Source organism: Fodinibius sediminis (genome assembly GCF_900182555.1).
Taxonomy (GTDB): domain Bacteria; phylum Bacteroidota; class Rhodothermia; order Balneolales; family Balneolaceae; genus Fodinibius; species Fodinibius sediminis.
This window is the reverse complement of record NZ_FXTH01000009.1, coordinates 180277-206747: the sequence shown is the minus strand read 5'-3', so window position 1 is coordinate 206747 and position 26471 is coordinate 180277. Positions and strand designations below refer to the sequence as shown.

Sequence of the window (26471 nt, the reverse complement as noted above, 5' to 3'; positions counted from 1 at the left end):
AATTCCGTTTTAATCATCGAAATAAAAACTTATATAACGTCTTACTGGATAAGCTCCGAGAGGACCCCCTTTGAGAGCTTAACTTCATAAGACCCATATTAATTACCGTTATTTTATTTATGGCTTGAGTTATTTCTTGTTCCTTTTCATGGACCGCTTATTAGCATGGACAACCGGTGATGTACCCCCACCTTTAATTCTATGGTTCAATACACCCTATGAAATTGGTATGGATTGGGCTCTGATTACCCTGGTTTTGAGTTTTGCGATGCTTGAATATAGTATAAATGTATTTTCGAGGGGGCTTAAACCGTTGCAAGAAAAAATACCGTTTCTACAGTTGGAGCAATTTAATGAATACTTTAAACGTCTCTATTTTAGGCAGTTGTTTTTGTTGGTCGCTGTGGGAGGGATCTCTATTATAGGTACTTATTATGCAGTAAATAGCTTGATGGTTTTTCAGGATACAGTTCCTGAAATAAAAGATTTTTTTGCCAATACTCTGACTACGAGAGTATTTTGGATAGCAAGTATTTCATATCTGTTTCTTACAATCGGTCTGCTGCACTGCTTGTTTTTTTTGACGCTGGACCAACCCGTATTTGCAATGTATGCTGTTTTGGGGGGATTAATTGTAAATTTCACCATAGGCTTTATCTGCAGTCGAATAATTGCATTTGATTACGCTACCATCGGACTGTTAGCAGGATCTATTGCTTTTGCAATCCTATCCGGTTTCATGGCCCGAACTTTCTTCAAAAAATTGGACTACTTTTATTATTCAGCCTTCTGATTAAAAAAACAATAAAAGATTGGGTAAGAACTCCGATGGACGATGGCGTATAATGAAGTGAGCAACATTGAAAAATGGAGCTGAGCAAAAATATATAATCGACATAAGCTTATGCCATCGATTAAAAAATATAAGTTATGATCTTCGACAACATGGTAATTAATACAAATTTGCATCTGCTATTAATGGTATTCATGATCTCGTTGGCAGATTGCACAGGTCCGGGTAATATGCAAAAGGAAATAACACTGGAACCTTTTGCCGTTAGCTATGAAAAAATTGAAAATCGAGCAGAGATAGCCAATAAATACAAGTTACTCATTGTAGAACCCGACCATTATTCTAAGCCGGAGATCGATTCGTTAAACACCAGTACTAATAAATTGATTGCCTATGTGTCCCTGGGTGAAGTTAATCGCAACCGATGGTATTACCCTTTACTTGAAAAACGTGGTTTTTTAGGAGTGAATGAACAGTGGGGTAGTCAATACCTTAATTTAGCTGATTCAACAACTCGTGCTATTCTACTGGGAAAAGTTATCCCCAATATAATGAAAAAGGGTTTTGACGGTCTCTTCCTGGATACCGTGGATGGCGTAGCTCCATATACGGATCGCTCTCATTTACAGTCTTGTATGATTGATATGATTGCTAAAATTCACAAGGCCAATCCCCAGGCTTTTGTTGTTCAAAATTCGGGTTTATTTATGCTTGATAAAACCAATCAGTTTATTGACGCCGTCCTGATCGAAGATGTGGCTTCAAGTTATAATTTTGGGGACCAAACTTATGGATTAAAATTACGAAAAAAGTATAAAGATAAAGTCGAAAGTATTGGCAGGTATTCATCTTTATATGATAAGCCTATTTTAATCGTAGACTTTTCAGATAAAGAATTACTCAATAAAAAAATTAAAAACAGGTTGGATTCCTTATCTTATCCCTATTTTATCGGTCCTATACAATTAAATAATATTAAAGAAACGATTTCAAGTATACCTTCTCATTGATCATAACTCATAACATAAGTTTTTTCCTTGGGATTTTTTGCTGATTATCCATATTGGGTCAACGCTCTCTTTGCCATTTTTCGCATTGGCCTTATTTTCTTCATTCTTCTTGGATTTATAGCTCCTCTGTTCCTTTCGCATATTCGTAAACTACCACTCATAGAAAGGTTACTTTACTCTTGGGTTGGTCTGGGTGGGATTATTATGGGTTCAATTTTCGTACTGACTGTATTGCACATATACGATTTCATCAGTCTTATTCTGACCCTACTGCTAATTTCTTTTTTTGTAAATTTTTCACGAAGTAAAAAAAGAAGCATTCTGTCTTTTCTGCGACAGTGGGAGCAAAAAGTGCTGATCGCATATATTCGATTCGTAGAAATGAAAAAAGGATCGTTTGGAGATTGGTTAAAACGTAATGTTCTGACCCTGGAAAATTATGGATGGTCAAAGATTGGGAAATATTCTCTAATCATCAGTATCGCTGTAGCAGGTGCCCTTGTACGGTTATTCCCGATTTTGCAACATGCTGCTCCCTTTGGCAGTGGCTGGTTTTCACACCTTGATCGTGTTAAAGAAATCAGTCTGCAAGACTATTTTGGAGACACAGCTGAACCCGTTGGCATGCATGCAGCTGTAAATTTATTTAGCCAACTCATACAGGTAAGTCCTGAGATGATTTTACAGATATCTGGAGTTATAACCAGCTTTTTTTTAAGCGTCATTATCTATTGGTCAGCCAAAGACCTTATCAAGAATCGCTACTCAGTGGCACCACTATTTGGAATGTCCATTTATGCTTTAACGCCATTGCTTTTAATGCCTATTTCTTTTGACCAGCATATAGAGGCTGCCAGCTTAGAAATGGCCCTCGGCCTGGCTTTTATAACTTTTACGATCTTTGTGAGAAATTTACGGGGCAGCTATAAAAGTCCCTGGTTTTATGTTCTTTCCGGCTTTGTTGCAACAGCGATGATGAATTTATTCATAGCTTTTGTTTTCTTGTTACCCATACTGTTATTTATGCTGGTCATAGTACCCCGTAAGAACTATTTTCGCTCTTTCCGCAGGCCCACAATCTATTTGATATCCATCAGCATCACTGTTCTAATGCCTTTTGCAGGTTTTAATATTTACCATGGTGTTGATTTTCAACAATTTGTTTTGAAACAGTTATTTAACGTTCACCTTTATAGTTATTTCCCTTCTTTAATTTTGCCTTTAGAAAAATTGAGTGTCATATATGTTTTAATCGCCTGCGGAATAGGTTCATTTCACCTGATACGATGGGGGGTTAAAAGAGACGGTATGCGTGATGAACTAATTTTTTTGGGATCATTCATAGGAGTCTCATTTTTTTATATCCCGGCAGTCGATCTCAGTAATAGCTGGTGGCTCGATCTTGACCAGCTTAATCATGTGTATGCATTAATGATTGCCATATTCGCCAGTGTCGTTTTTGCTACACTTCTGGAAATAGTAGATATAACATTTGAGATGTACAAAACAGGACTGCGTATCTGTTCCGGTATACTGCTGGTAGTAACGATTGGCAGCCTTATTTTTATTCAGGGAGGTCTCAAACTGAGCCGCACTAATCCGGATACCATCCCTGACGGTTTCATGGAAGCTTATTATCAAATTATTACCAAGCGGCAGCCGTATACCTATGCCACCGTGGGACCAGAAGTGCAGCAGGTGATGGCTAAAAATCGTCATTATTTTATGGAATACAGTTATTTTTTGTCAGAGTATAACAGCATTGATTCTCTTTATCGCGAAGAACTTGAGCTGCCGGAAGTGGAGCGGGACGGAAATAACATACCACCCGCTTCTATCTTCGTGTTTACTGAAAAGGCTCCCTATGGACATATACAGCAGGGAATTTTATATGATTCCCCATCTGTAATGCGTGATGTAGAACAATGGATTACCAACTATAAGCAATTGCCGAACAGAATGGTCGAAGTTTATTATTCCGATATCAACACAAAGGTATATGAGCTTGTAATTCGTCCGAAGGAATCTGAAATGGAGGATATTCTCTATGATATTTATCCTGCCAACCAGTAATAAGGTTCATTTTCTATGAGTAATATGCTCCGTTCTTTTTTTATTATATCCTTCTTGGTGAGCATATTCTATGGTTGGTTGGGAGGGTGTTCCACACAGAGAACATCTGAACATATAGAGCACCCCCTCCCGGTTCGGGCTCCTCTTGTATTCGTGATTGGCGACCATAAGGACAGTACCTCAATTACAATTGATCAGCAGCTGTCAAAAACGCTTGATTATGCCGGTATACCCTATACTAATCACGATCTCTCTGTTGAAGGTGGTGGATTATCTATTCCTATAACGGCACGATTAGTATATTTGACTACCGATCGAGTAGAACAGTTATCGGATGAATCCGTTGAACGGCTCGTACAATTTGTAGCCAAAGGCAACCAGCTACTGATCCTGAGACCTTTGTTCGATGATCGTTTCGCCTACCTGCTTGGACTCAAACGAAACAGCTCATATGCAATCGACCGGCAGGCAGAGGGGTACTTTTTTCAAGAACCTGTGCTTCCGGATGTTCAAGGAAAATTATTCCAGTCGCGCCAAATCTCCCTGCACAATGGATTTCAAAGCTCAGAATTTTCAGACAAAGTAGGTCTTATTGCCACTGCTGCCAGTGACACGACATATCCTGTTATTGTGGAACGATCGATAGGAGAGGGGAAATCTGTTTACTTCAATACCTCTCAGATGACTGAAAAAAACAATAGAGGACTCCTTTTTTCATCTGGAGTGAGAGCGCTGGAAGGCATTCCTTATGAGATAGCGAATGTAAGTACAATCTTTCTTGACGATTTTCCAGCTCCTTTATATGACAGAAAACTACCACCCATCGATAAGGAATATGATATAACCCACGCTGAGTTTGTACAGCGAATCTGGTGGCCGGAAATGAAAGCATTAGCCGACAGTTTTGGTATAGACTATACGGCAATGCTTACTTTTAATTACAATGCTACTGTTGTGCCACCATTTAATTTTAATGAATGGGAGGCGAGCAAAATTACCATCAACGGGATGACTCAAAATACAAGTCCCTGGCTTGCTAATGATATATTGGACAGCAGGCACGAGTTGGGCTTCCACGGTTACAACCATTTTTCATTATGGCTGAAAGACTGGCAGAACAGAGGATACATGGAAGCGGCATTAGGGGCTGCCAAAAAAAGATGGAGAATTAATAGTCCCGGTACGTTGCCAGAATCATACGCACCGCCTACCAATGAAATTGATTCGGTAGGATTGACCAGTCTCAGGGCAAAATTTCCAGAAATTAAATATATGAGTTCTCTTTATAATGGACAGGTTGAAGAAGGAGGCGGCCGGGAATTCGGCCCCGATCCATTCGTCCCATCGTTATTTGATTATCCTCGCATCACAAGTGGTTATATCAATAATAATATGTCGAGCTTTAACCAGCATAGTTTATTTTTATACACTGGTATTTGGACACACTTCATCCATCCCGATGATGTATTCCAGGTCATGCAGCGGGCTGAAGATGATTATAGGAGTCGTAATCCCGAAGGATTAGGCTGGCACAGTAGTGAGACGCATGATTATGGGTTGTATGAAGTTTTTCAACAGCGTCTGGAAAATACGGTAAATGAATATCCTTTTATAAGGTTTGTTTCTGTCAGTGAAGCCGGTCCCATCGTACAAAACTGGCTCAATACTCAAAATAGGTATGACTTCAGTGATTCGACTTTAAAAGTCAATACCGCTGCTATCCAGAGGGGAACACAGGATGATAATCAGCAATTTTGGTTTACTTATGTAAGTGATAGTAATCGGATTCCTTTTGAGCAGTCACTTTTAGACTCGGAAATTAATTTTACCTCATCAACATTCTGGGATGGCAAGCTCTATCAATTTTCAACGACTTCCGACAGCCTGACGTTGCCATTACTAATCGAAAGTTCTGTATCTGAAAGTACCGACAGGAGGGAGGTGATGCAGGCAGTTAGACAATACCGCGACTATACCAGTGCAGGGGGAGATTCAGATTGGGTGGATACCCGTTTTGAAGAGGCTGTTGCTGCGCTAGAACAAAATCCGTCGTCGAGAAATCTACAGGACAAGGTAATCGAACTGGCAGTTGAGTTTGATAGTATCAATACGGCTATTGATGTCCTTGAACAGCAGCTAATGAAACAACCAATATGGAATGCCCATGACGTACAGAAACTGTTAAAATTTTATGGATGGGAGGGGCAATCCGGTAGAGCGTTTTCACTACTGGAAGAACTGTGGGTGAAATATCCCGGCCAGTCGATTATTTCGCTTAAAAAGATGATGATTGAAGAATATGGGATTCCGGATGATGAATTTCAAAAAAAATGGACACAACGGGCATTGGCGCTCGAACCTAAAAATGAATCTCTGCTCAGAGAAATGGTCCGGCTGCACTACTCAGTAGAGGAGTGGTCAAAACGGAAACAATATATTAAACGCCTGATTGATTTGAATCCCCGTTCAGATACGCTATATCATTTTGCTTTGGATAATTCCATGGCTTATGAGTCTCCTCAAAAAACACTGGAATGGCTTAGGGACTTTCCAGCTGAAGCAACGCAGCAGTTACAGCCATTGGCTTCAGATATTGCCTATATGTATGCTAATGAAGGAGCGTTGAGCCGGGCCGTAGTATGGGGACAACGAACAGAGAAGATCCCTGCTGTTATGGAACTCGACTGGCTGTTGCAGCAAAAAAGATATCATGACTTTCTAAACCGAAGTAAAACATTTCTGAAAGAGCAACCTCAAAATGACTCTCTACGCACTTTTATTGGACAGCAACTGATATACGAAAACTTTAGGAAGGAAGGATTTCGAACACTTTATCCTTTATTTCAGCGAGATCAGGCGTCACCGGAATCCAAAGAACTGCTGTACTCCGAAATCGGATACATGAATTATGAGCAGAAGAAGCAGTTCTTCCAAAGTTATTCCGATTTTTTTAATGACAGTCTAAGATCGGATCTGGATCATACCCATCGGAAAAATGAAGGATTTGAAGTAGGAACCAACAGTTCCTTTGCTTCTGATAATTTTGATAACGAGATCGCTACCGTTGGGCTGTTCTCCACCTGGGGTAAAAGGCCAGAGCTCACGCATAGCATTACATTGGACGAGAAGATCATTGCATCCAATATTTTGGGTAATGATAATGTAAATAATTTGTACCATTTAAGTTACCGGTATCAACGCAGTTACAAGGAACAGACGAGGCAGTCTTTTATGAAGGGAGGTGTTTACCTGGACGAGGGGGCATTTAGACCGGATATAGAAACAGGCTTTTCATTTTCAAAAGATTCCTCCTTCACATCAACTAGGCTACAATTTGAACCTGTATTTACCAACCGGGGAGTTCGTAAGAATATGAATCAAGTTACGGCTATGATCTATCGGGAAGACCACTGGCTCAAAGATCAGCGCGTACAAACGGCACTATCACTGACCGGCAGCTGGTACAGCAATGATGTGTTTGAACATGAAACCTTGGCCCGATTCTATATCAATCTGCCGTTTTCAACAAGATTTAGTAAAGTGCGTCCGGTCGCCCACTTGTCCTATTCGAATGCTTCTGAACATTATCGTTCCGGCGTCCCATACTACACGCCCGATCACCTTTTTATTAAAGGTGGTGGAATAGACTACAGCTATCGTGACCAACTTTATGACCCCGATTTTTCAGCGGGCCTCACCCTTATGGCAAAACATGATAATCGATCAGGCGCCTTCTTCTCGGCAAATGCCCGCTTATCTGCTCGAATCCATAGATACTGGCAGTTATCGCTGGAAACAGAACTTTCCACCAGCAGCGAGTATCGGTACAATAATGTGGGATTTAATATCTCCTACTTATTGCCCAAAACATTTACCGATTAATCACCTCACCAATACTTTTCCAGGAAGGCATACAGCGCCACGCCTACTGTTACTGAAACATTCAGCGAGTGTTTGTGTCCATACTGTGGAATTTCCACGAACTGATCGATGTGGGGCAGGAAATCTTTGTCGAGCCCCGTCACTTCATTCCCGAAAATGAGGCATATTGATTTGTCGGATGGTATTTCATAGTCGGGAAGCAGGATACTATGCGTCGTTTGTTCGAGGCCAACAAGCAGATATCCGGCCTCTTTGAGCTGCTTGACTTTTGTTTCCGTCTCTTCTATCGATTCCCACTCCACATGCTTCTCGGCCCCGATGGCGGTCTTGGAAATTTCCGGTCTCGGTGGGGTGGGGGTGTACCCCGAAAACAGCAGGCTTTGGATGCCAAAGGCATCAGCACTGCGGAAGGCGGCTCCCACATTATGCATGCTGCGAACATTATGAAGCCATATGTTAAGTTTATTCAGCTGCCCTGGCACGCTGCGATCCAGATTTTGTTGGAGTATTTCCCTGGTACTGAGTTTTTGCATGTTTCTGAGGCTGTTTGGTCAAAAAATGAAGTCAAAGATATGAATTTTAAGTTCCGAAAGGTAGCTGCCGGGGGGACGCTTGGGTTGCTGATGCAGGAGTAAAATAGTGCACTTTTTAATAAGTCCGGCTATGGAGCGTGAAATTATCCTGCCCCGTGCGCTGAGTTGGAAGGGGCAATGGATGCTATGTGCCAAGTCCCCTGCTTTGATACTCGTATTGGAGAGGCAAAAATACATCTAGGTGACCTGCGTGGTCAGGGCTGATTACTTCCGTGCGATAATCCAGACGGCATGGACGATACCGGGGATATAACCAAGCAGGGTCAGCAGGATATTCAACCAGAAGGCCCCCTTTATTCCAACTTCCATGAACACGCCGAGGGGAGGCAGGATGACGGCAAATATGATTTTCAACAGGTCCATATTTTCCTTGTTTCATTGGGTTTAGTACGATATCAACAGCAGTTACCAGCTTACAGTTCAAATTTTTGACCATGAGTCTGGATTAGGGATAGAAGTGCACGGCAGGTTTTGTAATAGAGCAGGTCCTGTATGAAGGCAAAGTGTCCCTTACACCATGGTCTAACCATGTCCGTGATGAACGTATGGATGAATACCATATCAACCCAAACTTATAATCCCTTTACCCGTCCTACGACGATCATCGGCGGAGCCCGGTCTACTCCTGATAAAAAACCGACGATTCCCCTTAGGTGATGAAAAAATGTTTTCCATCGGGTAGATAGGGCACGGATATCGGGTACTCCGGGTGCTCTTATAACCAACCCTCGGGCAGCCGAACCAAGATGCGACATTCCTCCTCCAGAATGTCCGATTGAAACGTCATCGCGGTTTCGATGCTGATTGGCTCGTTTCCATTGATGGCTTCCTGCGCTTGTGCTATTAAGATAGAGACAAAAATAACCGAGCATGAAAAGGCCAGGATTGCGATCTTTTTTATATTGAATGGTTTCATAAGGTCATCTCTCGGTTTGGGTTATTGTTCGTTTTTGGCTGCCATTCAGCCAGTCCTGCCAGGCCTCGGTGTTAAACGGCCGGCCCAGAAATTCTTCGATGAGTTCTTCCATAGGCGCGGTGCCGGAACGTTCCAGGATGATTTTTCTATATCGATGACCAACATCGGGATTGAGCAGGTTTTTATTGTCAAATCGAGTTAACAAATCTTGGGCAATGACGTCGGACCACAGGTAGGTGTAAAAGTTTGAGGAATACAAAAAAAGATGAGGCAAAAAGCTGGATGGATGAAACCAGTCCGGCCGTTTAAAATGGAAGGCGGACTCAAATGTATGGTCTTCCACTTCTTTTATTGATTGTTCGTGCGGAGCACTGTTAAAGTGCTGAAATGATAAAACTGCCGGCCAAAGGCTATAATGAGTACGTAGTGCCCGTCCAAATTGATCAGACTGGTTGTATGCTTTCACCATTTTATTGGGGATAGGCTCTCCGGTTTCATAATGTCTGGCAAAACGGCTTAGATTTTTGGGATCCTTAGCCCACTCCTCAAACAACCGGGAGGGCGCTTCTATAAAATCCCATTCCATTTTGCCCACTGCCGGGGCGCTTCCTGTAAATATTCTATGCAGGGCGTGTCCAAACTCATGAAAAATTACCCTAACCTGCCCGGGGTCAAGCAGTCCGGGATCATCGGGGGTGCCGCCCGGCAAATTCATCAGGAGTGTGGTCTCGGGAACGGTACTGTTCCCCATGCGTAATGTAAAATTACCTGCACCTCCAAACTTGCCTTTCCGTGGATGCATATCGAGATAAATCCGTCCTATTAGATTTCCATGATCAACTATTTCATAAGGCTCGACGGCTGGACTCCATTTTGGAAGCTGGGGTGCATGTCGGATCTCTATATCATATAATTTTTCTGAAGTCGTTAAGACCCCGTCTATAACCTGCTCACAAGACAGGTACTCTTTTATTTTTGAGGCACTAAAATTATAGTTTTTTGACATTACTTTATTTTGTAGATACCGGCTAATCACCCAATCAATCTCTTCTGCCGTTGGATCCGTCTCTTTTTTTATTTGCAGCAGCTGATTTATTTCATTTTCTATAGGTTCTTTCGATATGGTTGCTATCTGCGAAAGAAACTGTTGGATTCTTCGAGGTGATTTGGTCATTAACGGCTCTGCCGAATAATGGGCCCAGGATTCATAGCCCAGAAGTCTGGCCAGTGTATGACGAGCGGTTCGGAGGGAGTCGAGCACAGAAAAATTCAGGGGATAACCCTTCGTATAATAACCTTTCATCGCTGCCTGCCGTGCATATTCTTGCTCGGCGTAGATGGCTAACTGATTCATATTTGGATTCGTCAGGGGGATACGAACAAATCCTTGTTCATCCTGGGGATGGCTTTCTATCCATTCCGTGGAAATTCCTGATAATGAATCTCTGTGGATAGTCAGGGTAGGAGTATTCTCGAATATATTGCGCTCGAATTGATTGCCGAAGGTCGTAATCTTGTATTTAAGTTCAGCCACCTGTTCTCTTTCTTCTTTTCCAAGCAGAACACCATTGCGTTCAAAAATCGTAAGTTTTTTGTCTCGGATATAACGAAGTTCCGGTGAGAGTTCGGAGGAATCGATTTCAGCCAGGTAGTAATAGACTTCAGGGTCCGTGTTAAGTTGTCCGAGCTTTTTCGACAACCGGCTATCCCAGCGTTGGGCTACATCTCTGAAGGTCTTCTCCGGATGAGCGTTAAGGACAATCCGCGCCAGCAGGCGGGCATTTTCAAGCTCTCGTTCGGCAGACAGATACTGCAAGGCTTTATGTTCAACAGGCTCTATAAGTCTCTGACCCTTGAGCTGTTTTTTTAAGCGATCAATTTTCAGGTCCGCCCGATAAATATGAGCCTTTATCCGTTCGTTAAATGCAGTGGTGTCGGTAAGCCCCTGCCACACCGGCCCCGGATCGGTTAATCGATTGGCTGGTTTAATATTAGCATGATCTGTAAATGGAGCATTTAGCTGCTCATCTGTTTGTGCAGTCGTACGTAGAAAGGGATTGGTATTGTTGGTGTTATCCTGGGAACGAACGGCTGTCGTTGAAAGTCCCAAAACAATTATTAATAACGATAGGAAAGTTTGTGTTTTCATCTCTCTGTGGATTTAGTTGATATAAGGAATCTTATTCGCGTTTTTTGAATTTCTTTACTTTGCTCTTTATCTCATTTAGCATGGAGTCCAGCGCCGCCCGTTTTAGCAGTCTTCCTCTTAAAACTACGGCATGGATATCCCGCACATTATTGATGTCCTTCAGCGGATTCTCATTGAGAAGCACCAGATCAGCGGTATTGGCGACAGCAACTGTTCCCATCTCGTATTCTCGTCCCAGGTATTGCGCTGGATTAATGGTGGCTGTACTCAGGGCTTCGGCAGGAGAGAGGCCAGCCTGTACCATGAGTTCCAGTTCATCATGCAAACTTGAGCCGGGAAAAATATAGGGCAGATCGGGCATATCGGTGCCCGCCAGCAGGGGAACACCGGCTTCATGAAGTGTATGGGTGATTTTGAACCGGGATTCAAAGAAATCATGGTTCATTTGACCAAAGCCCGGCTTCTGTACGATAGAGTCCGGGATCGAGTTAACACGTTGTTGCCAAAGATTTTTATACTGGGGATGTAACGTCTGATAGCGTGGATCATCCTCTGATGGAGGCTCTGTAATATGTGTCATTCCCTTGAAAACGGCATGAGTGGGTGTGTACCATACGGCTGCATTTTCCAATTTTCCAAGAAGATTCTTACACGCACTGGGATCAAAAGAGGTCATTACTTCTTTGTCTGCACCGGCAAATATATCTAATGCCCTGATACGTTTGGGATGCATCCGTTCAAGGCTGTTCGCCTCTTCTATTATCTTTCGATATTCAGTGGCTTGTTCCGTACAGCGGTAGGCTAATGGATCGCCGTGCTCAAAACTTCGCTGACCGGCCTCAATGGCCTCTTCAAGTTTAATTGTGGGTGGTAGATGTCCGGCGAAAGGAATGCCCAGCTTGTTGGCTTCTTCAGCTATAGCAACGTACGTTTTGCGGCTGAGGTTACTGTACACCTTGACGAAATCAATGTTGGAATTCTTGTTTAACGTTCGAACCAAAGAACGTGCTTGTTCTGCTGTTGACAGAGGATATGAGTAATAGCGTTGCAGAGAGGGATTTCCATCAAGATAGGGACCTGCTGCGATGATCTGCGGGGCAATGAGTTGTTCATTAGCGGTCCACCTTTTCCATTCAGCAAGCTGACGGAGATTTCCTCCCATATCCCTAACCCCCACAATGCCATGGACAACAAGGAGGTCCAGTGTCATTTTTTTGTCTTTATCGGTGAAGTGCAGCCCCGGTTTGTCATCCAGATGCACATGCATATCCCACAGGCCGGGGATCAGGTACTTGTTTCTGGCGTTAATCATGGTTGCATGGCCGGGTGTGGACAAAGAATCCACCTGACCCAGGCCAGTGATCTGCTGACCGGCAATTATTACGGTTTGATCGGGGATGAGTTGCCCCTTTACGACATCCACAATTATAACATCTGAAATCACGATAGGGGAGGAGGAGGCATCAATAGGCTGGGCATGAAATGAACAGGGTAAAATGAAAAGCAGTATTAGCGTTGGAAGAGGAGCTTTTGTTTTCATTTCTCACCGTAGTTTTAATATTCAAAATAAAATCCCGACTGTTATACGGCTATTCGTTCCCTTAGGAGTTACAGACAAAGTTCAGGAGAATTACGGGCGGGTTATAGTAAAAAATCGTCAAATTGAATTGAAGGGAGGAGGGATTCGGACTGTATTTATCGCACGGTGAAATACAGCCTGAAGTTAAACGGTTTCGTCAATAGGCTGTTTATCCCTATGAGCAACATCACTTAATAAGTGGTTATCCTCGGAAGTATGTTGGGCCGGGGTCTTGCCGTAGAACAATTTGAACTCTTTGATAAAATGAGTCTGATCGTAATAGCCGAAGCGATGGGCAACCCGGGACCAATTCAATGGTTTTGGTTGTTGACTGATGTAGTCAAGACACAAGTTGAACCGCATGATTCTCTGGAATTCTTTTGGCCTTACGCCTACAATCTTTTTCATGTGCCTTTCGAATGTACTTAGAGAGTAACCGGTCTCTCGGCATAGTGCTTTGACTGATGATCGGCTCCGATGGCATCGTTTAATCTTTTCAATGGCATGTGACAGTTTTTTTATCTCATCCCTTTTAGTCAGACGCTTGATTCTTTTCAGGAAAAACCTGTCCACGCACTCCCGAACGTCATCAGTTTCCTGCTTTTCAGCAAGATGTTCTTCCAGGAAGGATTCGGACGACCCAACAAGGGCACTAAACCCAATACACTGGTTTTGACAGCAGTCCTGTGAAATGCCGAGTAATGGAAAAGCGCCGAAAGGCTCAAAAACAACAAGGAATAGATGCAGCCTGTCGCGCCAGGCCAGGTTTTTGTATTGTGTGGTCTGTCCGACAAAGGTAATAGGTTCATATTTTGTTTCTTCCCGGCTATTCTCTTTTACCCTGATGTTGTCCTTGTTCAAGGTGATTGAAAGCTTGGCACAACCGGGCGGTACCATGCTGCTGTGAGTCCAGCTGCCGTCGGTTCCTATTTCACAATTCACATAATGACGTATATATTTTCTAAGCGCTCGATGTGGTTTGAGAAAACGGATAAACATGAATCCCCGGACATAATATTGAAAAGAAGCCCTGATATTCTACTCTTCTATAGCAAGGTTATTCAATATTAGCCGGAAAAGATATCCCCAGAAATGGGGATATTTATGAAAAATTGTTATTTAGATACTAAAAGGGGAGAACGATGATATTTTGAATGGCCATGAAGAAGAATAGAATTGCTCAAAAGATGGCAGATTTACTTCGGGATTTCTCGGGAACGCATTTGAATGCTGGTGATATCCACTCCCATTTGGAGCGTATTGATCATCAAAACTCCCTCTTATCAAGCGGGTCGGTCATTTATTCACTATTCAATCATGTGACATTCAAATTTGACTATATGAGTCCGAATGTCAAGCAAATACTGGGAGTCTCGGCCAAGCGACTTATGGCGCTTGATTATCAAACATTTCTCGAAGAATATTTTCATCCTGAAGACTTACAGATCATTAGCCAAAATATATTCCCGGATCTTGGCACATATGTAAATCAGCATGAAATAGATCCCATTAGCCGTATTTCAATTAATTACAGCTATCGAATGAAAACCGCGAGACAAAAGTGGATCAGGATTGAGCAGCAGGCAAGTCCTGTACAATCGAATGGAAAAGATGAAATTCTTCTTACCCAGTCTTTTTATCAGCTGGTTGGAGAAGCTGAAGAGGAGAGGGGAAACCCCATTACACTTTCCATATTTATCAGCGATTCTGATGGCTTATATCATCTTGAGCATTCTAAAACCTATGCGACTGAGAATAATAAGACCAGCAACAGCATTACCCCGAGAGAAATGGAAATCCTGACTTTGTTGGCGGAAGGGAAGACCAGCAGTCAAATCGGAAAAATATTGTACATCAGTGAATCTACAGTGATCACCCACCGGAAAAATATGCTCGAAAAATTCGGACTCAAGAATACCAGTGAGCTCATCGCTTATGCCTTTAAGACAGGGATCCTGGAAATTTAACGATGGTCCTAGATCGTCCTGTTATGCAAGGAGAAGAGTTGAGGTTAACGGCTCTGCCGTTGCGATCTAAAAAAGACACCCCGGCCGTCGACAGTGGTCAGGCCGGTGAAAATAACCGGGAGTGCTTTACGTTGTATCATATGCTGGAAGTGTCCGCCGGCTGCTTTAACAAAGAGTATCAACGCTGTATATTCGTTATCAGCCGTCGGATTGGCAGCTGTTCGTAATGCCCGGCTGATGGATTTGTCAGGATGGGAACATATAAATTTAGATTTGGTAACAGAGAGTTAAAGATGGTATTTTAAGGTACTTTGAAACCAAGGAATGTCAGCTGTATAGCTGGCATTTATTTTTATGTACGAATAAAGATTTTGAATTAAACGTTAGATACCGTGGAGAAGAATTATTTATCACGTGAAGGTTTTGAAAAGCTGGAAGCTGAACTTAAAGATTTAAAAGGCAGGGGACGCAAGGAGATAGCTGAAGAGATAGCCGAAGCCCGGGCCAAGGGAGATCTGAGTGAAAATGCAGAATATGATGCAGCCAAAGAAGCCCAGGGCATGCTTGAGAAGCGTATTGCCGAGCTCGAAAATGCGCTGGCCAACGCCCGGATCCTTGATGAAGAGGACGTCAACACCGACAAGGCTTATTTGCTTTCTACGGTGACCATTTATAATCACAAGGTGGAGAAAGAAGTTAAGTACACGCTGGTCTCAAAAGACGAGGCTGATTTCAAAGAAAATAAAATTTCGGTTGAATCACCCATCGGCAAGGCTATTCTGGGATCGGAAATTGATGAAATTGTTGAAGTGGAGGTTCCGGCGGGAAAGCTGAAACTGGAAATCAAAAATATAGAGCGATAGTATATGAATATAGCAGTAATTGGTACCGGGTATGTGGGGCTGGTCAGCGGGACTTGCTTTGCCGATTCGGGTAATGATGTTACGTGTGTTGATATTGATAAAAAAAAGGTCGATCAGCTGCGGGATGGAGAAATCCCCATCTATGAACCGGGCCTTGAAACGCTCTTTTCCCGGGGACTGCGTGAGGGACGCCTTCACTTTACCACTGACATGGACCGTGCTGTTTCCAATGCTGATATCGTGTTTTTATGTCTGCCGACTCCTCCCGGTGGTGACGGGCAGGCCGATCTAAGCGCTGTAATGCAGGTCGCCGGAGAGCTGGGATCGCTCATTGAAGATTATACGGTTATTGTCAACAAATCCACGGTGCCGGTGGGGACCGGGGATCGGGTAGAGGAAGCTGTGGCCGAAAATGTAGACAGGGAACGCTTTGATGTGGTTTCCAACCCGGAATTTTTGCGGGAAGGGGCTGCCGTGGACGATTTTATGTACCCCGAGCGCGTGGTCATCGGTACCGACAGTGACCGGGCGGCAGAGATCATGACAACCCTGTATGAGCCCTTTGTACGGTCGGGGAACCCCATTATTGTGATGGACCGGCGCAGCTCAGAGCTCACCAAATACGCGGCAAACGCCATGCTGGCTACCAAAATTACCTTTATGAATGAAATCGCCAACATCTGCGAAAAGGTCGGGGCTAACGTCGACAATATCCGGCGGGGTATTGGTACTGATTCGCGCATCGGCAAGCGCTTTTTGTTTGCCGGTATCGGATACGGGGGCAGCTGTTTCCCAAAAGATGTACAGGCCATCCACTACACCGCCGCTCAGAATGGCTATGATTTCAAGATCCTGGATTCGGTCATGAAAGTGAACGAGTCCCAAAAAATTTCCATCGTTAAGAAGATGGAAGAATATTACGAGACCACGGATTTTTCCGGAATGACCTTCGGCGTCTGGGGACTGAGCTTCAAGCCCGAGACCGACGATATCCGGGAAGCGCCGGCTCTGTATATCGCTGATGAGCTGACCGAGCGGGGAGCAAAGCTGCTGGCTTACGACCCGGAGGCTATCGGCACCTTCAAGCAGGCCACCAGCCCGAAGGTGCTAGACAACACGACCTTTGTTCATGATCAAAAAGCGGCCCTGGATAATATTGATGCGCTGGTCATCTGTACTGAGTGGAATGAATTCCGCCGTCCCACGGTAGACAACTTTGCCGATGAGATGAAGCAGCCCATCATTTTTGACGGCCGCAACCTGTACGATCTGGAACGGGCACGCAAGGCGGGCATCACCTATATCAGCGTGGGCCGACCGGCCATAAATGTTCCTGAACGGAAGAAACTGGAAAACAGTCTTTAATTAATTTAGCGTCTGTGGCTGAATCAACGAATAAGAAACGCGTCCTTATTACAGGGGGAGCCGGTTTTCTGGGCTCTCACTTGTGCGATCGTTACCTCTCGGAAGGGTATGAGGTAATCTGTATGGACAATCTTGTGACGGGAAGTGGCGATAACATTGCTCATCTTTTTGGCCATGAAAGGTTTACCTTTATTGAGCACGACGTAACCAACTTTATATATGTAAGCGGTGCACTGGACCTTATCCTGCATTTTGCATCCCCGGCTTCCCCCATTGATTATCTGGAAATGCCCATCCAGACCCTGAAAGTCGGATCCCTGGGCACCCACAAGGCCCTGGGACTGGCAAAAGCTAAAAATGCCCGATTCCTGCTGGCATCAACGAGTGAAGTATACGGGGACCCGCTGATTCATCCCCAGGCTGAAGACTACTGGGGAAATGTCAATCCCATTGGCGACCGCGGGGTCTATGATGAGGCCAAGCGATTTGCCGAGGCCATGACGATGGCTTATCATCGCTATCACGGTGTTGACACCCGGATCGTTCGTATTTTCAATACCTATGGCTCGCGCATGCGCCTGCACGACGGGCGGGCCCTGCCAACCTTTATGCGGCAAGCCCTTAATGGGAATCCGCTTACGGTCTATGGCGATGGTTCCCAGACGCGCTCGTTCACCTATGTGGATGATCTTGTTGAAGGCGTCTGGCGTCTTTCTCAAAGTGACTTCACCGATCCTGTAAATATCGGCAATCCACAGGAAATCACCATCCTGGAGTTTGCCAGGGAAATTATAGAACTAACCGGCTCCGACAGTGAAATTACATTCGAGGAGCTGCCCAAGGACGACCCAAAAGTTCGCCAGCCCAATATTGGGCGAGCCCGGGAAGTGTTGAACTGGGAACCTGTTTTTGACCGGAAAGAAGGGCTCACGAAAACCCTGAACTACTTCAAGCAGAAAGTCCTCAGCCAGTCCTGACCCTTCCATGGAGCGACGCCTCGTAGATGTGTATGCCTATTGCTTCAGAAAAGGGGAGGTTGAGCTCCTTGTATTGAAAAGAGCGCCCCATGTCATTTATTCGGACCAGTGGCGAATGATAGGCGGTAAAGTACGACAAGGTGAAAAAGCCTATACGGCAGGACTTCGAGAGCTGAGGGAAGAAACGGGATATGTCCCAAAACTGTTTTGGACCCTTCCTTCTGTTAATCATTTTTACGAAGCAAGCAGCGATTGTATCAGGCACATTCCCGTTTTTGCAGCGGAGGTCGATCCTGAAGAAAGCATCACTCTTAATCACGAGCATGTTGATCACAAATGGATATCAGACGAGCAGATATCCGAGCATATTCAATGGCCGGAACAGCAACGGCTTATGCATCTTCTGATTAGGATCCTAACCCAAAACCAACTGTTAGACGAGTGGATTTTAAAAAAATAAGCTACCCGCAGCTATGTATTGCAATAGTCGCCCTTCTTCTGGCAGAGGCGTCACCGTCTGTGGCGCAATCGGGAAAAGGCTATCAGATTTTACCTGCTCCGGATGTTTGGTACAACAGTGTTGACGGGCTACGGGTGGGGCTCCGCCTGAGGGGGGAAACACCGGGAACGTTTGGCGACGGGCCGCACCGAATGAGTACTGGGGTATGGCTGGGAACAAAATTCCCGGATCACCCGGTTTCCTACTATTTCTCCCTTACCGAACCGATTCCTTCCTTGTCGGACTTCGGAAGTGAGGCAAACGTACATCTGGAAACTTCTTACCGAACGGGATTTCAATCGCACGGACTTACCTTTAAGAAACGCTGGCAGGCGGGTTTCGACGAAACCCATTATACGGAGCTTGCCTTAGGCATGAGGACGGAACATCGTTTCGAGGACAGCTATTTGCTCTACCGTCAGCTGTGGCAGGATGAATGGCTCTACCCGTTTTCAGCCAATCTATTGAGGACCCGAGAAAACGGGGCCGGACGGTATGTCTTTGCATGGTCCGCAGCTGCCAGCATCATGGGGCCTGGCCCGGAATTTATACGTACTGAGGTCTCATTTGAACAACGGATTCCCCTCTCAAACGCACTTATGTTCAGGGGACGGCTCTATTCTGGACTGGCATCCGATGAAACACCCCCGGAATACCGTTTTTCGCACAGCTTGCGGTCGGCACGTCGCTGGATGGACAGTGGGCTGACGCGGGCGCGGGGAACCATCCCGCCGGCATGGATGCAGTCCGGAAACATCCAGGTGACGGGAGGAGCCAGCCTGCGCGGATACCTGCACCAGGATATTCAACAGTTAAACAACGGTGCAGCTCCCCTGTATACTTCCCTCTCCGCACTGAATATGGAACTAGATTACCCAAATCCTCTGGGACGGGCCGTAACAAATATCCCCGTCGTGGGTGAATTCATCGATTTTCGCTCCTATCTGTTTTTTGACAGTGGTACTTCCACGGGACTGACATCTGTGGAGGAATCTCGTATATTGGCAGATGCCGGACCAGGTTTTTTGCTATCCATCAATGTTCCCGATTACCTGGGGAAGTCGCGCGGGTTGATCATTCGCTATGACCTCCCGCTCTGGATTTCTCATCCTGGTCTCGAGGAACACGTTAAATTTCGCCATGTCATAGGTATTGGGGCGATAATTTCTCTTTAATACTATACTGTGAAACAATCGACCTACATAGGATTTTATATGATTATGCTGGTCCTGCTGTCATCCTGTACCAGCGGCAGGTGGGTGGTTAAAGACCGGCAGGCAATCGATCGATCCGATTATGAAGTACTGGAACAACAGAAGTTTTTATCGGTGGCAAATTCGCTGAGCCCCGACGATCCCATACTGCGGCTTAATGTAAAATCTCATACTACCTACAAGTACACTCAGAAGATGCTGGTTCAGCGAAGCATCCAGGACTATCGCTTGCGACCGGGCTTTGTAGCTCTTGGACTGGCAGGAGCAGCGGCGGCATTCTACGCAGCCAATTCCGGTGGTGGGTCAGGACAGTCTTTGACCCTGAATGCGGTAGGAGCACTTTTGGCCGCCTCGGGTTTTTTGAATCTAAAGCCTGTTGGAGAACCTCGACCGGTAGGAGAAGAGCGATACCTTAATCCTTCTGGCACGGTAGTTGAAACGGACACCATCAATATAAAGGAAGATGAATCCTCGCCAGCCACGGTACTGGTAACGTATGGTGAACGCACTGTTTTTGAAGAAAACCTCGACCAGATACCGGATGGACAGCTTCAAATACCTCTCGCTCAGGGGTTTAACGATCTACAGCTGACCGATCGTGATCCCGGTTCCTTTGATATCAGGGTCTCATTCCAGGACTCCATGTATCATTACCGCTATCCGGTGGAATCTATCCTGGAGCCCTATGCCCGGATCACCACCGATCTTACGGAGTTACGGAATGAGCCCGTTGTCGATCCCGATAATGTCCTGGCCGACTTGACCCGTGGCAGTCAAATCAGAGTTGATACGCTCGTTAATGATCAGTGGTACCGTGTTTGGTATGGCATCTCTCAAAATTACATACAGAGCAAGGATGCCCAGCTGAGCTGGCGGTCTACCAACCTTTCTGTGGATGACAGGGTGGTGGCAGTCCCCCGGGTCCCTTTTGGTAATATCGATGTGGAAAGCAATATCCCGGTTTTAAGAGATAAAACACCCAATGCTAGGGCGCTCATTATTACCAATGAAAATTACCTTGACCCTCTGGCTGAACGGCAAAATACCCATAGGGACGGGAGATTGATGGCGGAATATCTCGTGGAAGCCCTTGGATATTCGGCTGAGCATATTCATCACCTTACAGATATTCAAAACCCGGATGAAATCTATCGGCAAATAGATCAGATGGCTTCCGAGGTCAACGACAGTACGGAGCTTTTTATGTATATTGGAGGATATGGTGAATTGCAAAATGATCATGAACTAACACTGAAAAACGTTACGCCGGTGGGTGAGAAATCCGCCAGTGATATTTCTCTGCGATCCATTTTCAGCCGTTTGGCTGCCCTGCCTGCCTCCAAAAAGATTATTGCAGCAGACGTTGACTTCAGTAGTTCGATACCCCGTAAACTGTCGGAAAGCGAGCAGACCAAGCTCTTGAAAGATCATGCATCCATCCTGACCCAGCGGCCAGGTTCTGTATTGCTGGTGGGTAATCAGCCCGGCCAGCCATCATACCTGTACCGTTCATCGGGAGGAGAGGATAAGAAACATCATATTTTTCCCTATTTTGTGGCACGGGCCCTGCAGCAGCAGCGCACTTCGATTAGCCGGATCAATGATCTGTTACAGCGCAATATTTCCTATACCGCCCGAAGATTGCACGATCGTCCCCAGCAGCCGTTGATTTTGGGCGATCGATCGCTTTCGTTCACAGCCCCCTAGCATATGGTCTTGCTTTACCTGCTTTTAAGTTCAGCCTGCTCGCTGGGTGTAGCTCACCTCCTGAAGCGCAGCGAAGCGGAAGGATTGCGAACGCTGAATACCCTGACTGTTAATTACGCCAGTGCTTCCGTTTTTGCCTTCCTGGTTGGTTTTAGTGAGAGCAATGGACCGATAAACTGGCTGCCGGACCAATATGTACTCTTTTTTTGTGGGATTATCGGATTATTTTTCATTTCCAATTTTATTGCCTACAGTAAGTCTGTCCATGCCAATGGCATAGGAGTTACCATTGCTGCCATGCGCTTGTCGCTGCTGATTCCCGTACTACTTTCGATCATGGTCTACGATGAGACGATGAGCGGGACAAAAATATCGGGCGTCGTCCTGGTGTTCGGGGCTCTTTTTCTTCTTGTGCCACATACTAAAACCATAAGAATTGGAAACTTTTATGCTTCATGGCTTCTCCCAACTGTCTTCATACTCACCGGACTGGCAGATTCCTCGCTGAAAATTTATAACGAAGAGTTAAGCACCGTTTTTAGTGAAACGATATTTATGGCCTGGGTTTTTCTGTGTGCGTTTATTATCGGACTGGTGGTTGTATTGATGAGGAAGGGGACACTGGTAAGCAGGGACGAGGTAAAAATGGGGATGCTCATCGGTCTCCCGAACCTCTATTCAGCCGTATTCCTGATGTATGCCCTGGATGGAATGGCCGGTGCCATCGCTTTCCCGGTGGTTAATGTGATCAACGTATTAGGTGGTACTTTCCTGGGCCTTTTTTTGTGGAATGACCGAGTTTCTGTAAAACAATGGTCCGGTATCTGCGTTGCACTAGTGGCAATATGGATCTTGATTTGACCGCTCGAACCCCTTTAAAAGCCAGGCTCATAGTCTGAGCATAGCGTTTAAAGGCAGGAGGGATGGAATGGTCATTAGAAACAGAGGTGATAATACCTTTGATAGTGTGTGCTTATATCGCACATAATCCTTTTCAATTGGCATGCTTTCCTTTTAATGAGGATATTCTAAAACAGAAATAAGCCGTAAAATATGTATTGAGCCATTAATAGAGTTTACCTTGCTTGTAAGTTTGTTTATATTATGAGTTCTCTGTGATCCCCTTATAATCAAACCATGCGGACAGGGAGAGCAGACCGGTTTTTAGACTTGGTCTAAGTTAATATAGGAACAACATATTTACCTTTTTTGTAATTAACGAGTTTAGCACCCTAAAAATAATTGAAGTCAAGTTATGAGTGAAACTGAAGCACTTGAATCGATGGTCGGTGGTGAGTACAAGTATGGCTTTACCACGGATGTTGAATATGAAGATTTTCCCACGGGTATCAACGAGGATATTATCCGTGAGATTTCCCGCCGGAAAAATGAGCCGGAATGGGTGACCGAATTCCGTTTGGAAGCGTATGAAAAATGGAAGCAGATGGAAGAGCCCGAATGGCCCAACGTAGAGTATCAGACCCCTGATTTTGACAAGGTGCAGTACTATTCGGCGACCAAGAAAAACAATGGTAAAAAGCCTGAAAGCCTTGATGATGTAGATCCCGAAATTATTGAAACCTATGAAAAGCTGGGGATTCCGCTCCAAGAGCAAAAGCAGTTGCAGGGTATTGCCGTAGATGCAGTATTCGACAGTGAATCAATTTTTACGACCTTCAAGGAGAAACTTGCCGAAGCGGGCGTAATATTTTGCTCCATTTCGGAGGCAATTCAGGATCACCCGGAGCTGGTTAAGGAATATTTGGGTTCGGTGGTGCCGAAGGGAGACAACTTCTACGCGGCACTGAACTCGGCCGTATTTTCTGATGGTTCGTTTGTGTATGTGCCCGAAGATACGGTATGCCCCATGGAGCTTTCCACCTATTTCCGAATTAACAATATGCAGTCGGGGCAGTTCGAACGTACCCTGATTATTTGTGAGGACAACAGCCATGTGAGCTATCTTGAAGGCTGTACTGCTCCCATGTACCAGGAAAATCAGCTCCACGCTGCTGTGGTTGAGCTTGTAGCACTGGAAAATGCTGAAATCAAATACTCGACCATTCAGAACTGGTATTCCGGTGATGAAAAGGGCAAGGGTGGTATTTTCAACTTTGTCACCAAGCGTGGCCATTGCCGCGGGGACAATTCCAAGATCTCCTGGACCCAGGTTGAAACCGGCTCGGCCATAACCTGGAAGTATCCGAGTGTCATCATGCAGGGAGATAATTCCATAGGAGAGTTTTTCTCCGTGGCCGTTACCAATAACAGGCAACAGGCCGATACGGGTACTAAAATGATCCACGTTGGCAAGAACACCAAGAGCACCATCATTTCAAAAGGTATTTCTGCCGGCGAATCGAACAACAGTTACCGTGGACAGGTGAAAATAAGTCCCCGGGCCGACAACGCCCAGAATTACTCTGTATGCGACTCCATGCTAATTGGTCAAACCTGTGGAGCCCATACATTTCCGTATATCGAATCAGCCAATCCTACAGCTAAGGTTGAGCATGAAGCCAGTACCAGCCGTGTGGGCGAAGATCAGATCTTTTACCTGCAGCAGCGGGGCATGGATGAAGATGACGCTATCTCGCTGATCGTCAATGGTTTCTGTAAAGAAGTGTTGAAAGAGCTGCCCATGGAGTTTGCTGTTGAGGCCGATAAGCTTCTGGGCATCAAGCTGGAAGGCAGTGTAGGATAACGAGTCAGCGTCAAACCATTTTAAACTATCAAATAAATTTTAGAGGAATAGATTAACGTGTTAGAAATTAAAGACTTACATGTTTGCGTAGCAGAGGATCCTTCAGAAAAGATCCTTAAAGGAGTTAACCTTACGATTGGAAAAGGCGAGATCCATGCCATTATGGGTCCCAATGGAAGCGGAAAGAGCACGCTGTCCAAAGTGGTAGCCGGCCATGAAGCATATGAGGTTACCCAGGGGGACATCCTTTTCGAGGGGGAGAGCATTCTTGAACTGGACCCCGATGAAAGAGCTCACAAGGGTATTTTCCTAGCGTTCCAGTACCCTGTTGAAGTACCGGGCGTAACCAATAAGAATCTGCTTCGTCAGGCTCTCAATACCATTGCCAAAGAGCAGGGCCGCGAAGAGCTGGATCCCCTTGAGTTTGAAGATTATGCTCATGAAAAACTTCAACTGGTTGACATGAAGCCAGAATTTCTGGAGCGCAGCGTCAATGCCGGTTTCAGCGGAGGTGAAAAAAAGCGCAATGAAATTTTTCAGATGGCCGTATTGAATCCGAAACTTTCATTTCTGGATGAAACCGATTCAGGACTTGATATCGATGCCCTTAAGATTGTGGCCAACGGCATCAACCAGATTGCAGATGAGGAGAAATCTGTTGTAATGGTGACGCACTACCAGCGGATTCTCGATTATGTGCAGCCGGACTTTGTCCATGTGATGATTGACGGCAAGATTGCCAAGTCAGGCGAGAAAGACCTTGCGCTCAAACTTGAAGAGCAGGGGTACGACTGGTTGCACGAAGAAGTAGCAGTATCTGTAAATGGTGAACAGAACTAAGCAAATGACAAAATTGAAGCAGACAAAACAAACTTTTTTGCAGGATCTCCTTGATTTTCAGGGATCATTGAACGGAAAATCGCAATTTTTAGACGAGGTACGCCTGAAGGCGGCTGATGAGGTTCGGAATACCCCTTTTCCACATCGCAAGGATGAGGACTGGCGATTCATCAGTCTGCGGGACCTGTATTCCGACAATTACCAGCTGGCGGACGGCATGGAAGTCTCTCTTCCGGATATCAGTGAGCACTATCTGCCGGAGAGTGAAGGCGCCCGCATGGTTTTTGTAAACGGCTCATTTTCGGAAAAACATTCTTCCACCGAGGCGTTGCCGGAGGAGGTGGAGATTGGCAATCTGGCTGATTTTGCTTCTGAGGACCATCCTCTGGTAAAAGAACATCTGGGAAAATACGGCAATTTTGAGGGCGATGTCTTTTCTTCATTTAATGCCGCATTCCTGTCAGATGGTGTTTTCATTCATGTGCCCGAGGGCCTTAAAGTGGATACCCCGGTCCATCTGTTGTTTGTACAGACCGATGCCGAGGTGAATTACTTTGCCACCTCGCGAAGCCTGGTTTTGGCCGATGCCAATTCAGAAATCACCATTGTTGAAGACTATATTGGCCTTGGCAACAACAAGTACTTTAACCTCCCCGTATTTGAGGTCAACCTTGAGGAAAAAGCGTTTGTAAAGCATACCAAGATCCAGCGCGAAAGCAAGGAAGCCATTCATGTTGCCCGTACAGGAGCTTTTGTGGCTAAGCACGCCAACTATGAATCGTATACCATTACGCTCGGCGCCAAGCTTTCCCGCAACGAGCCGCGGATTTCACAGCGGGATGAAGAAGTGGAATTTACGGTGGACGGGCTGGTCCTGATCGATGGCGACCAGGTATCTGATACCCACTCTGTGATGGATCACCGCTTCTCGCATGCCGAAAGCCACCAGCTTCATAAATGCGTGATTAACGGGAAGGCCCACTCGGTATTCAACGGCAAGATTTTTGTCCGCAAGGATGCCCAGAAGATTGACTCTTTCCAGGAAAACAGAAACCTTCTGCTTTCCCGCAAAGGGCTGGTGAATACCAAGCCCCAGCTTGAGATTTTTGCTGACGATGTAGTCTGTACACACGGTGCAACGGTGGGGCAGCTCGAGGAAGATGAGGTTTTTTATCTCAAAAGCCGGGGACTGAATGACCAGCAGGCAAGAGAGCTGCTTATTTATGCGTTCGCCCTGGAAACCATTGAAAACATTGCGGTGGATTCAGTTCAGAAGCTGCTGGTGGATGAAGTCCACAAATACACCGAACGTCAATTAGACTCACAACTTACGACCTGAC

At 45.2% G+C, this 26471-nt stretch carries 21 protein-coding genes; 15 read left to right on the top strand and 6 right to left on the bottom strand.

Going from position 1 to position 26471, the window contains the following annotated elements:
* Positions 1–148 precede the first annotated feature (148 nt).
* The 4 genes from FN808_RS11675 to FN808_RS11660 all read left to right on the top strand — a co-directional run bounded on the left by FN808_RS11675 (position 149) and on the right by FN808_RS11660 (position 7758).
* The gene (locus FN808_RS11675) at positions 149–793 is read left to right on the top strand and encodes a hypothetical protein (protein ID WP_142714772.1); all 645 of its coding nucleotides are present in this window, start codon (positions 149–151) and stop codon (positions 791–793) included.
* Between the two features lie 137 nt (positions 794–930).
* The gene (locus FN808_RS11670; protein ID WP_142714771.1) at positions 931–1803 is read left to right on the top strand and encodes an endo alpha-1,4 polygalactosaminidase; all 873 of its coding nucleotides are present in this window, start codon (positions 931–933) and stop codon (positions 1801–1803) included.
* 27 nt (positions 1804–1830) lie between these two features.
* A complete protein-coding gene (locus FN808_RS11665; protein WP_142714770.1) occupies positions 1831–3876 on the top strand; it encodes a hypothetical protein in 2046 nt (681 codons plus the stop codon).
* 15 nt (positions 3877–3891) lie between these two features.
* On the top strand, positions 3892–7758 hold the full coding sequence (locus FN808_RS11660; RefSeq protein ID WP_142714769.1) for a DUF2194 domain-containing protein: 3867 nt from the start codon (positions 3892–3894) through the stop codon (positions 7756–7758).
* Positions 7759–7763: 5 nt separating this feature from the next.
* Here FN808_RS11660 and FN808_RS11655 read toward each other — a convergent pair whose 3' ends face one another.
* The 6 genes from FN808_RS11655 to FN808_RS11630 all read right to left on the bottom strand — a co-directional run bounded on the left by FN808_RS11655 (position 7764) and on the right by FN808_RS11630 (position 13994).
* Positions 7764–8291: a TrmH family RNA methyltransferase gene (locus FN808_RS11655; RefSeq protein WP_142714768.1), complete on the bottom strand. Its 528-nt coding sequence runs from the start codon at positions 8289–8291 to the stop codon at positions 7764–7766.
* Between the two features lie 264 nt (positions 8292–8555).
* Entirely contained in the window at positions 8556–8714 is a 159-nt protein-coding gene (locus FN808_RS11650; protein WP_142714767.1) for a YqaE/Pmp3 family membrane protein, read from the bottom strand.
* Between the two features lie 352 nt (positions 8715–9066).
* Positions 9067–9267 carry a hypothetical protein gene (locus FN808_RS11645; protein ID WP_142714766.1) on the bottom strand — a complete coding sequence of 67 codons (201 nt, stop codon included), beginning with the start codon at positions 9265–9267 and terminating at the stop codon, positions 9067–9069.
* Between the two features lie 4 nt (positions 9268–9271).
* Complete coding sequence (locus FN808_RS11640; RefSeq protein ID WP_142714765.1) at positions 9272–11416, bottom strand: M3 family metallopeptidase; 2145 nt, start codon at positions 11414–11416, stop codon at positions 9272–9274.
* A 31-nt stretch (positions 11417–11447) separates the two neighbouring features.
* The gene (locus FN808_RS11635) at positions 11448–12956 is read right to left on the bottom strand and encodes an amidohydrolase family protein (RefSeq protein WP_142714764.1); all 1509 of its coding nucleotides are present in this window, start codon (positions 12954–12956) and stop codon (positions 11448–11450) included.
* A gap of 183 nt (positions 12957–13139) precedes the next feature.
* Positions 13140–13994 carry a helix-turn-helix domain-containing protein gene (locus FN808_RS11630; protein ID WP_142714763.1) on the bottom strand — a complete coding sequence of 285 codons (855 nt, stop codon included), beginning with the start codon at positions 13992–13994 and terminating at the stop codon, positions 13140–13142.
* A gap of 161 nt (positions 13995–14155) precedes the next feature.
* Between FN808_RS11630 and FN808_RS11625 the strand changes: the two genes are divergently transcribed.
* The 11 genes from FN808_RS11625 to sufD all read left to right on the top strand — a co-directional run bounded on the left by FN808_RS11625 (position 14156) and on the right by sufD (position 26470).
* A complete protein-coding gene (locus FN808_RS11625) occupies positions 14156–14962 on the top strand; it encodes a LuxR C-terminal-related transcriptional regulator (protein ID WP_185958368.1) in 807 nt (268 codons plus the stop codon).
* A 392-nt stretch (positions 14963–15354) separates the two neighbouring features.
* Complete coding sequence (greA, locus tag FN808_RS11620) at positions 15355–15825, top strand: transcription elongation factor GreA (protein ID WP_142714761.1); 471 nt, start codon at positions 15355–15357, stop codon at positions 15823–15825.
* A gap of 3 nt (positions 15826–15828) precedes the next feature.
* Positions 15829–17190, top strand: coding sequence for a UDP-glucose dehydrogenase family protein (locus FN808_RS11615; protein WP_142714760.1), 1362 nt, complete (start codon positions 15829–15831; stop codon positions 17188–17190).
* Between the two features lie 14 nt (positions 17191–17204).
* Positions 17205–18167: a UDP-glucuronic acid decarboxylase family protein gene (locus FN808_RS11610; RefSeq protein WP_142714759.1), complete on the top strand. Its 963-nt coding sequence runs from the start codon at positions 17205–17207 to the stop codon at positions 18165–18167.
* Positions 18168–18174: 7 nt separating this feature from the next.
* On the top strand, positions 18175–18627 hold the full coding sequence (locus tag FN808_RS11605; RefSeq protein ID WP_142714758.1) for an NUDIX domain-containing protein: 453 nt from the start codon (positions 18175–18177) through the stop codon (positions 18625–18627).
* Complete coding sequence (locus tag FN808_RS11600) at positions 18609–19841, top strand: BamA/TamA family outer membrane protein (RefSeq protein WP_142714757.1); 1233 nt, start codon at positions 18609–18611, stop codon at positions 19839–19841. The genes FN808_RS11605 and FN808_RS11600 overlap by 19 nt, the downstream gene beginning before the upstream one ends.
* A 39-nt stretch (positions 19842–19880) precedes the next feature.
* A complete protein-coding gene (locus FN808_RS11595; protein WP_142714756.1) occupies positions 19881–21587 on the top strand; it encodes a caspase family protein in 1707 nt (568 codons plus the stop codon).
* 3 nt (positions 21588–21590) lie between these two features.
* Positions 21591–22448, top strand: coding sequence for a hypothetical protein (locus tag FN808_RS11590; protein WP_142714755.1), 858 nt, complete (start codon positions 21591–21593; stop codon positions 22446–22448).
* Between the two features lie 394 nt (positions 22449–22842).
* Complete coding sequence (gene sufB, locus FN808_RS11585; RefSeq protein WP_142714754.1) at positions 22843–24291, top strand: Fe-S cluster assembly protein SufB; 1449 nt, start codon at positions 22843–22845, stop codon at positions 24289–24291.
* Positions 24292–24348: 57 nt separating this feature from the next.
* Complete coding sequence (gene sufC, locus FN808_RS11580) at positions 24349–25131, top strand: Fe-S cluster assembly ATPase SufC (RefSeq protein ID WP_142714753.1); 783 nt, start codon at positions 24349–24351, stop codon at positions 25129–25131.
* A 4-nt stretch (positions 25132–25135) separates the two neighbouring features.
* On the top strand, positions 25136–26470 hold the full coding sequence (sufD, locus tag FN808_RS11575; protein WP_142714752.1) for a Fe-S cluster assembly protein SufD: 1335 nt from the start codon (positions 25136–25138) through the stop codon (positions 26468–26470).
* Position 26471: the final 1 nt, after the last annotated feature.

What these genes read in the sequence shown, in the direction of transcription:
- FN808_RS11675 (WP_142714772.1), top strand. Translation starts at nt 149, where the DNA reads ATGGACCGCTTATTAGCATGGACAACCGGTGATGTACCCCCACCTTTA.
- FN808_RS11670 (WP_142714771.1), top strand. Translation starts at nt 931, where the DNA reads ATGATCTTCGACAACATGGTAATTAATACAAATTTGCATCTGCTATTA.
- FN808_RS11660 (WP_142714769.1), top strand. Translation starts at nt 3,892, where the DNA reads ATGAGTAATATGCTCCGTTCTTTTTTTATTATATCCTTCTTGGTGAGC.
- FN808_RS11655 (WP_142714768.1), bottom strand. Translation starts at nt 8,291, where the DNA reads ATGCAAAAACTCAGTACCAGGGAAATACTCCAACAAAATCTGGATCGC.
- FN808_RS11650 (WP_142714767.1), bottom strand. Translation starts at nt 8,714, where the DNA reads ATGGACCTGTTGAAAATCATATTTGCCGTCATCCTGCCTCCCCTCGGC.
- FN808_RS11645 (WP_142714766.1), bottom strand. Translation starts at nt 9,267, where the DNA reads ATGAAACCATTCAATATAAAAAAGATCGCAATCCTGGCCTTTTCATGC.
- FN808_RS11640 (WP_142714765.1), bottom strand. Translation starts at nt 11,416, where the DNA reads ATGAAAACACAAACTTTCCTATCGTTATTAATAATTGTTTTGGGACTT.
- FN808_RS11635 (WP_142714764.1), bottom strand. Translation starts at nt 12,956, where the DNA reads ATGAAAACAAAAGCTCCTCTTCCAACGCTAATACTGCTTTTCATTTTA.
- FN808_RS11630 (WP_142714763.1), bottom strand. Translation starts at nt 13,994, where the DNA reads ATGTTTATCCGTTTTCTCAAACCACATCGAGCGCTTAGAAAATATATA.
- FN808_RS11625 (WP_185958368.1), top strand. Translation starts at nt 14,156, where the DNA reads ATGAAGAAGAATAGAATTGCTCAAAAGATGGCAGATTTACTTCGGGAT.
- FN808_RS11615 (WP_142714760.1), top strand. Translation starts at nt 15,829, where the DNA reads ATGAATATAGCAGTAATTGGTACCGGGTATGTGGGGCTGGTCAGCGGG.
- FN808_RS11605 (WP_142714758.1), top strand. Translation starts at nt 18,175, where the DNA reads ATGGAGCGACGCCTCGTAGATGTGTATGCCTATTGCTTCAGAAAAGGG.
- FN808_RS11595 (WP_142714756.1), top strand. Translation starts at nt 19,881, where the DNA reads ATGATTATGCTGGTCCTGCTGTCATCCTGTACCAGCGGCAGGTGGGTG.
- FN808_RS11590 (WP_142714755.1), top strand. Translation starts at nt 21,591, where the DNA reads ATGGTCTTGCTTTACCTGCTTTTAAGTTCAGCCTGCTCGCTGGGTGTA.
- sufB (WP_142714754.1), top strand. Translation starts at nt 22,843, where the DNA reads ATGAGTGAAACTGAAGCACTTGAATCGATGGTCGGTGGTGAGTACAAG.
- sufD (WP_142714752.1), top strand. Translation starts at nt 25,136, where the DNA reads ATGACAAAATTGAAGCAGACAAAACAAACTTTTTTGCAGGATCTCCTT.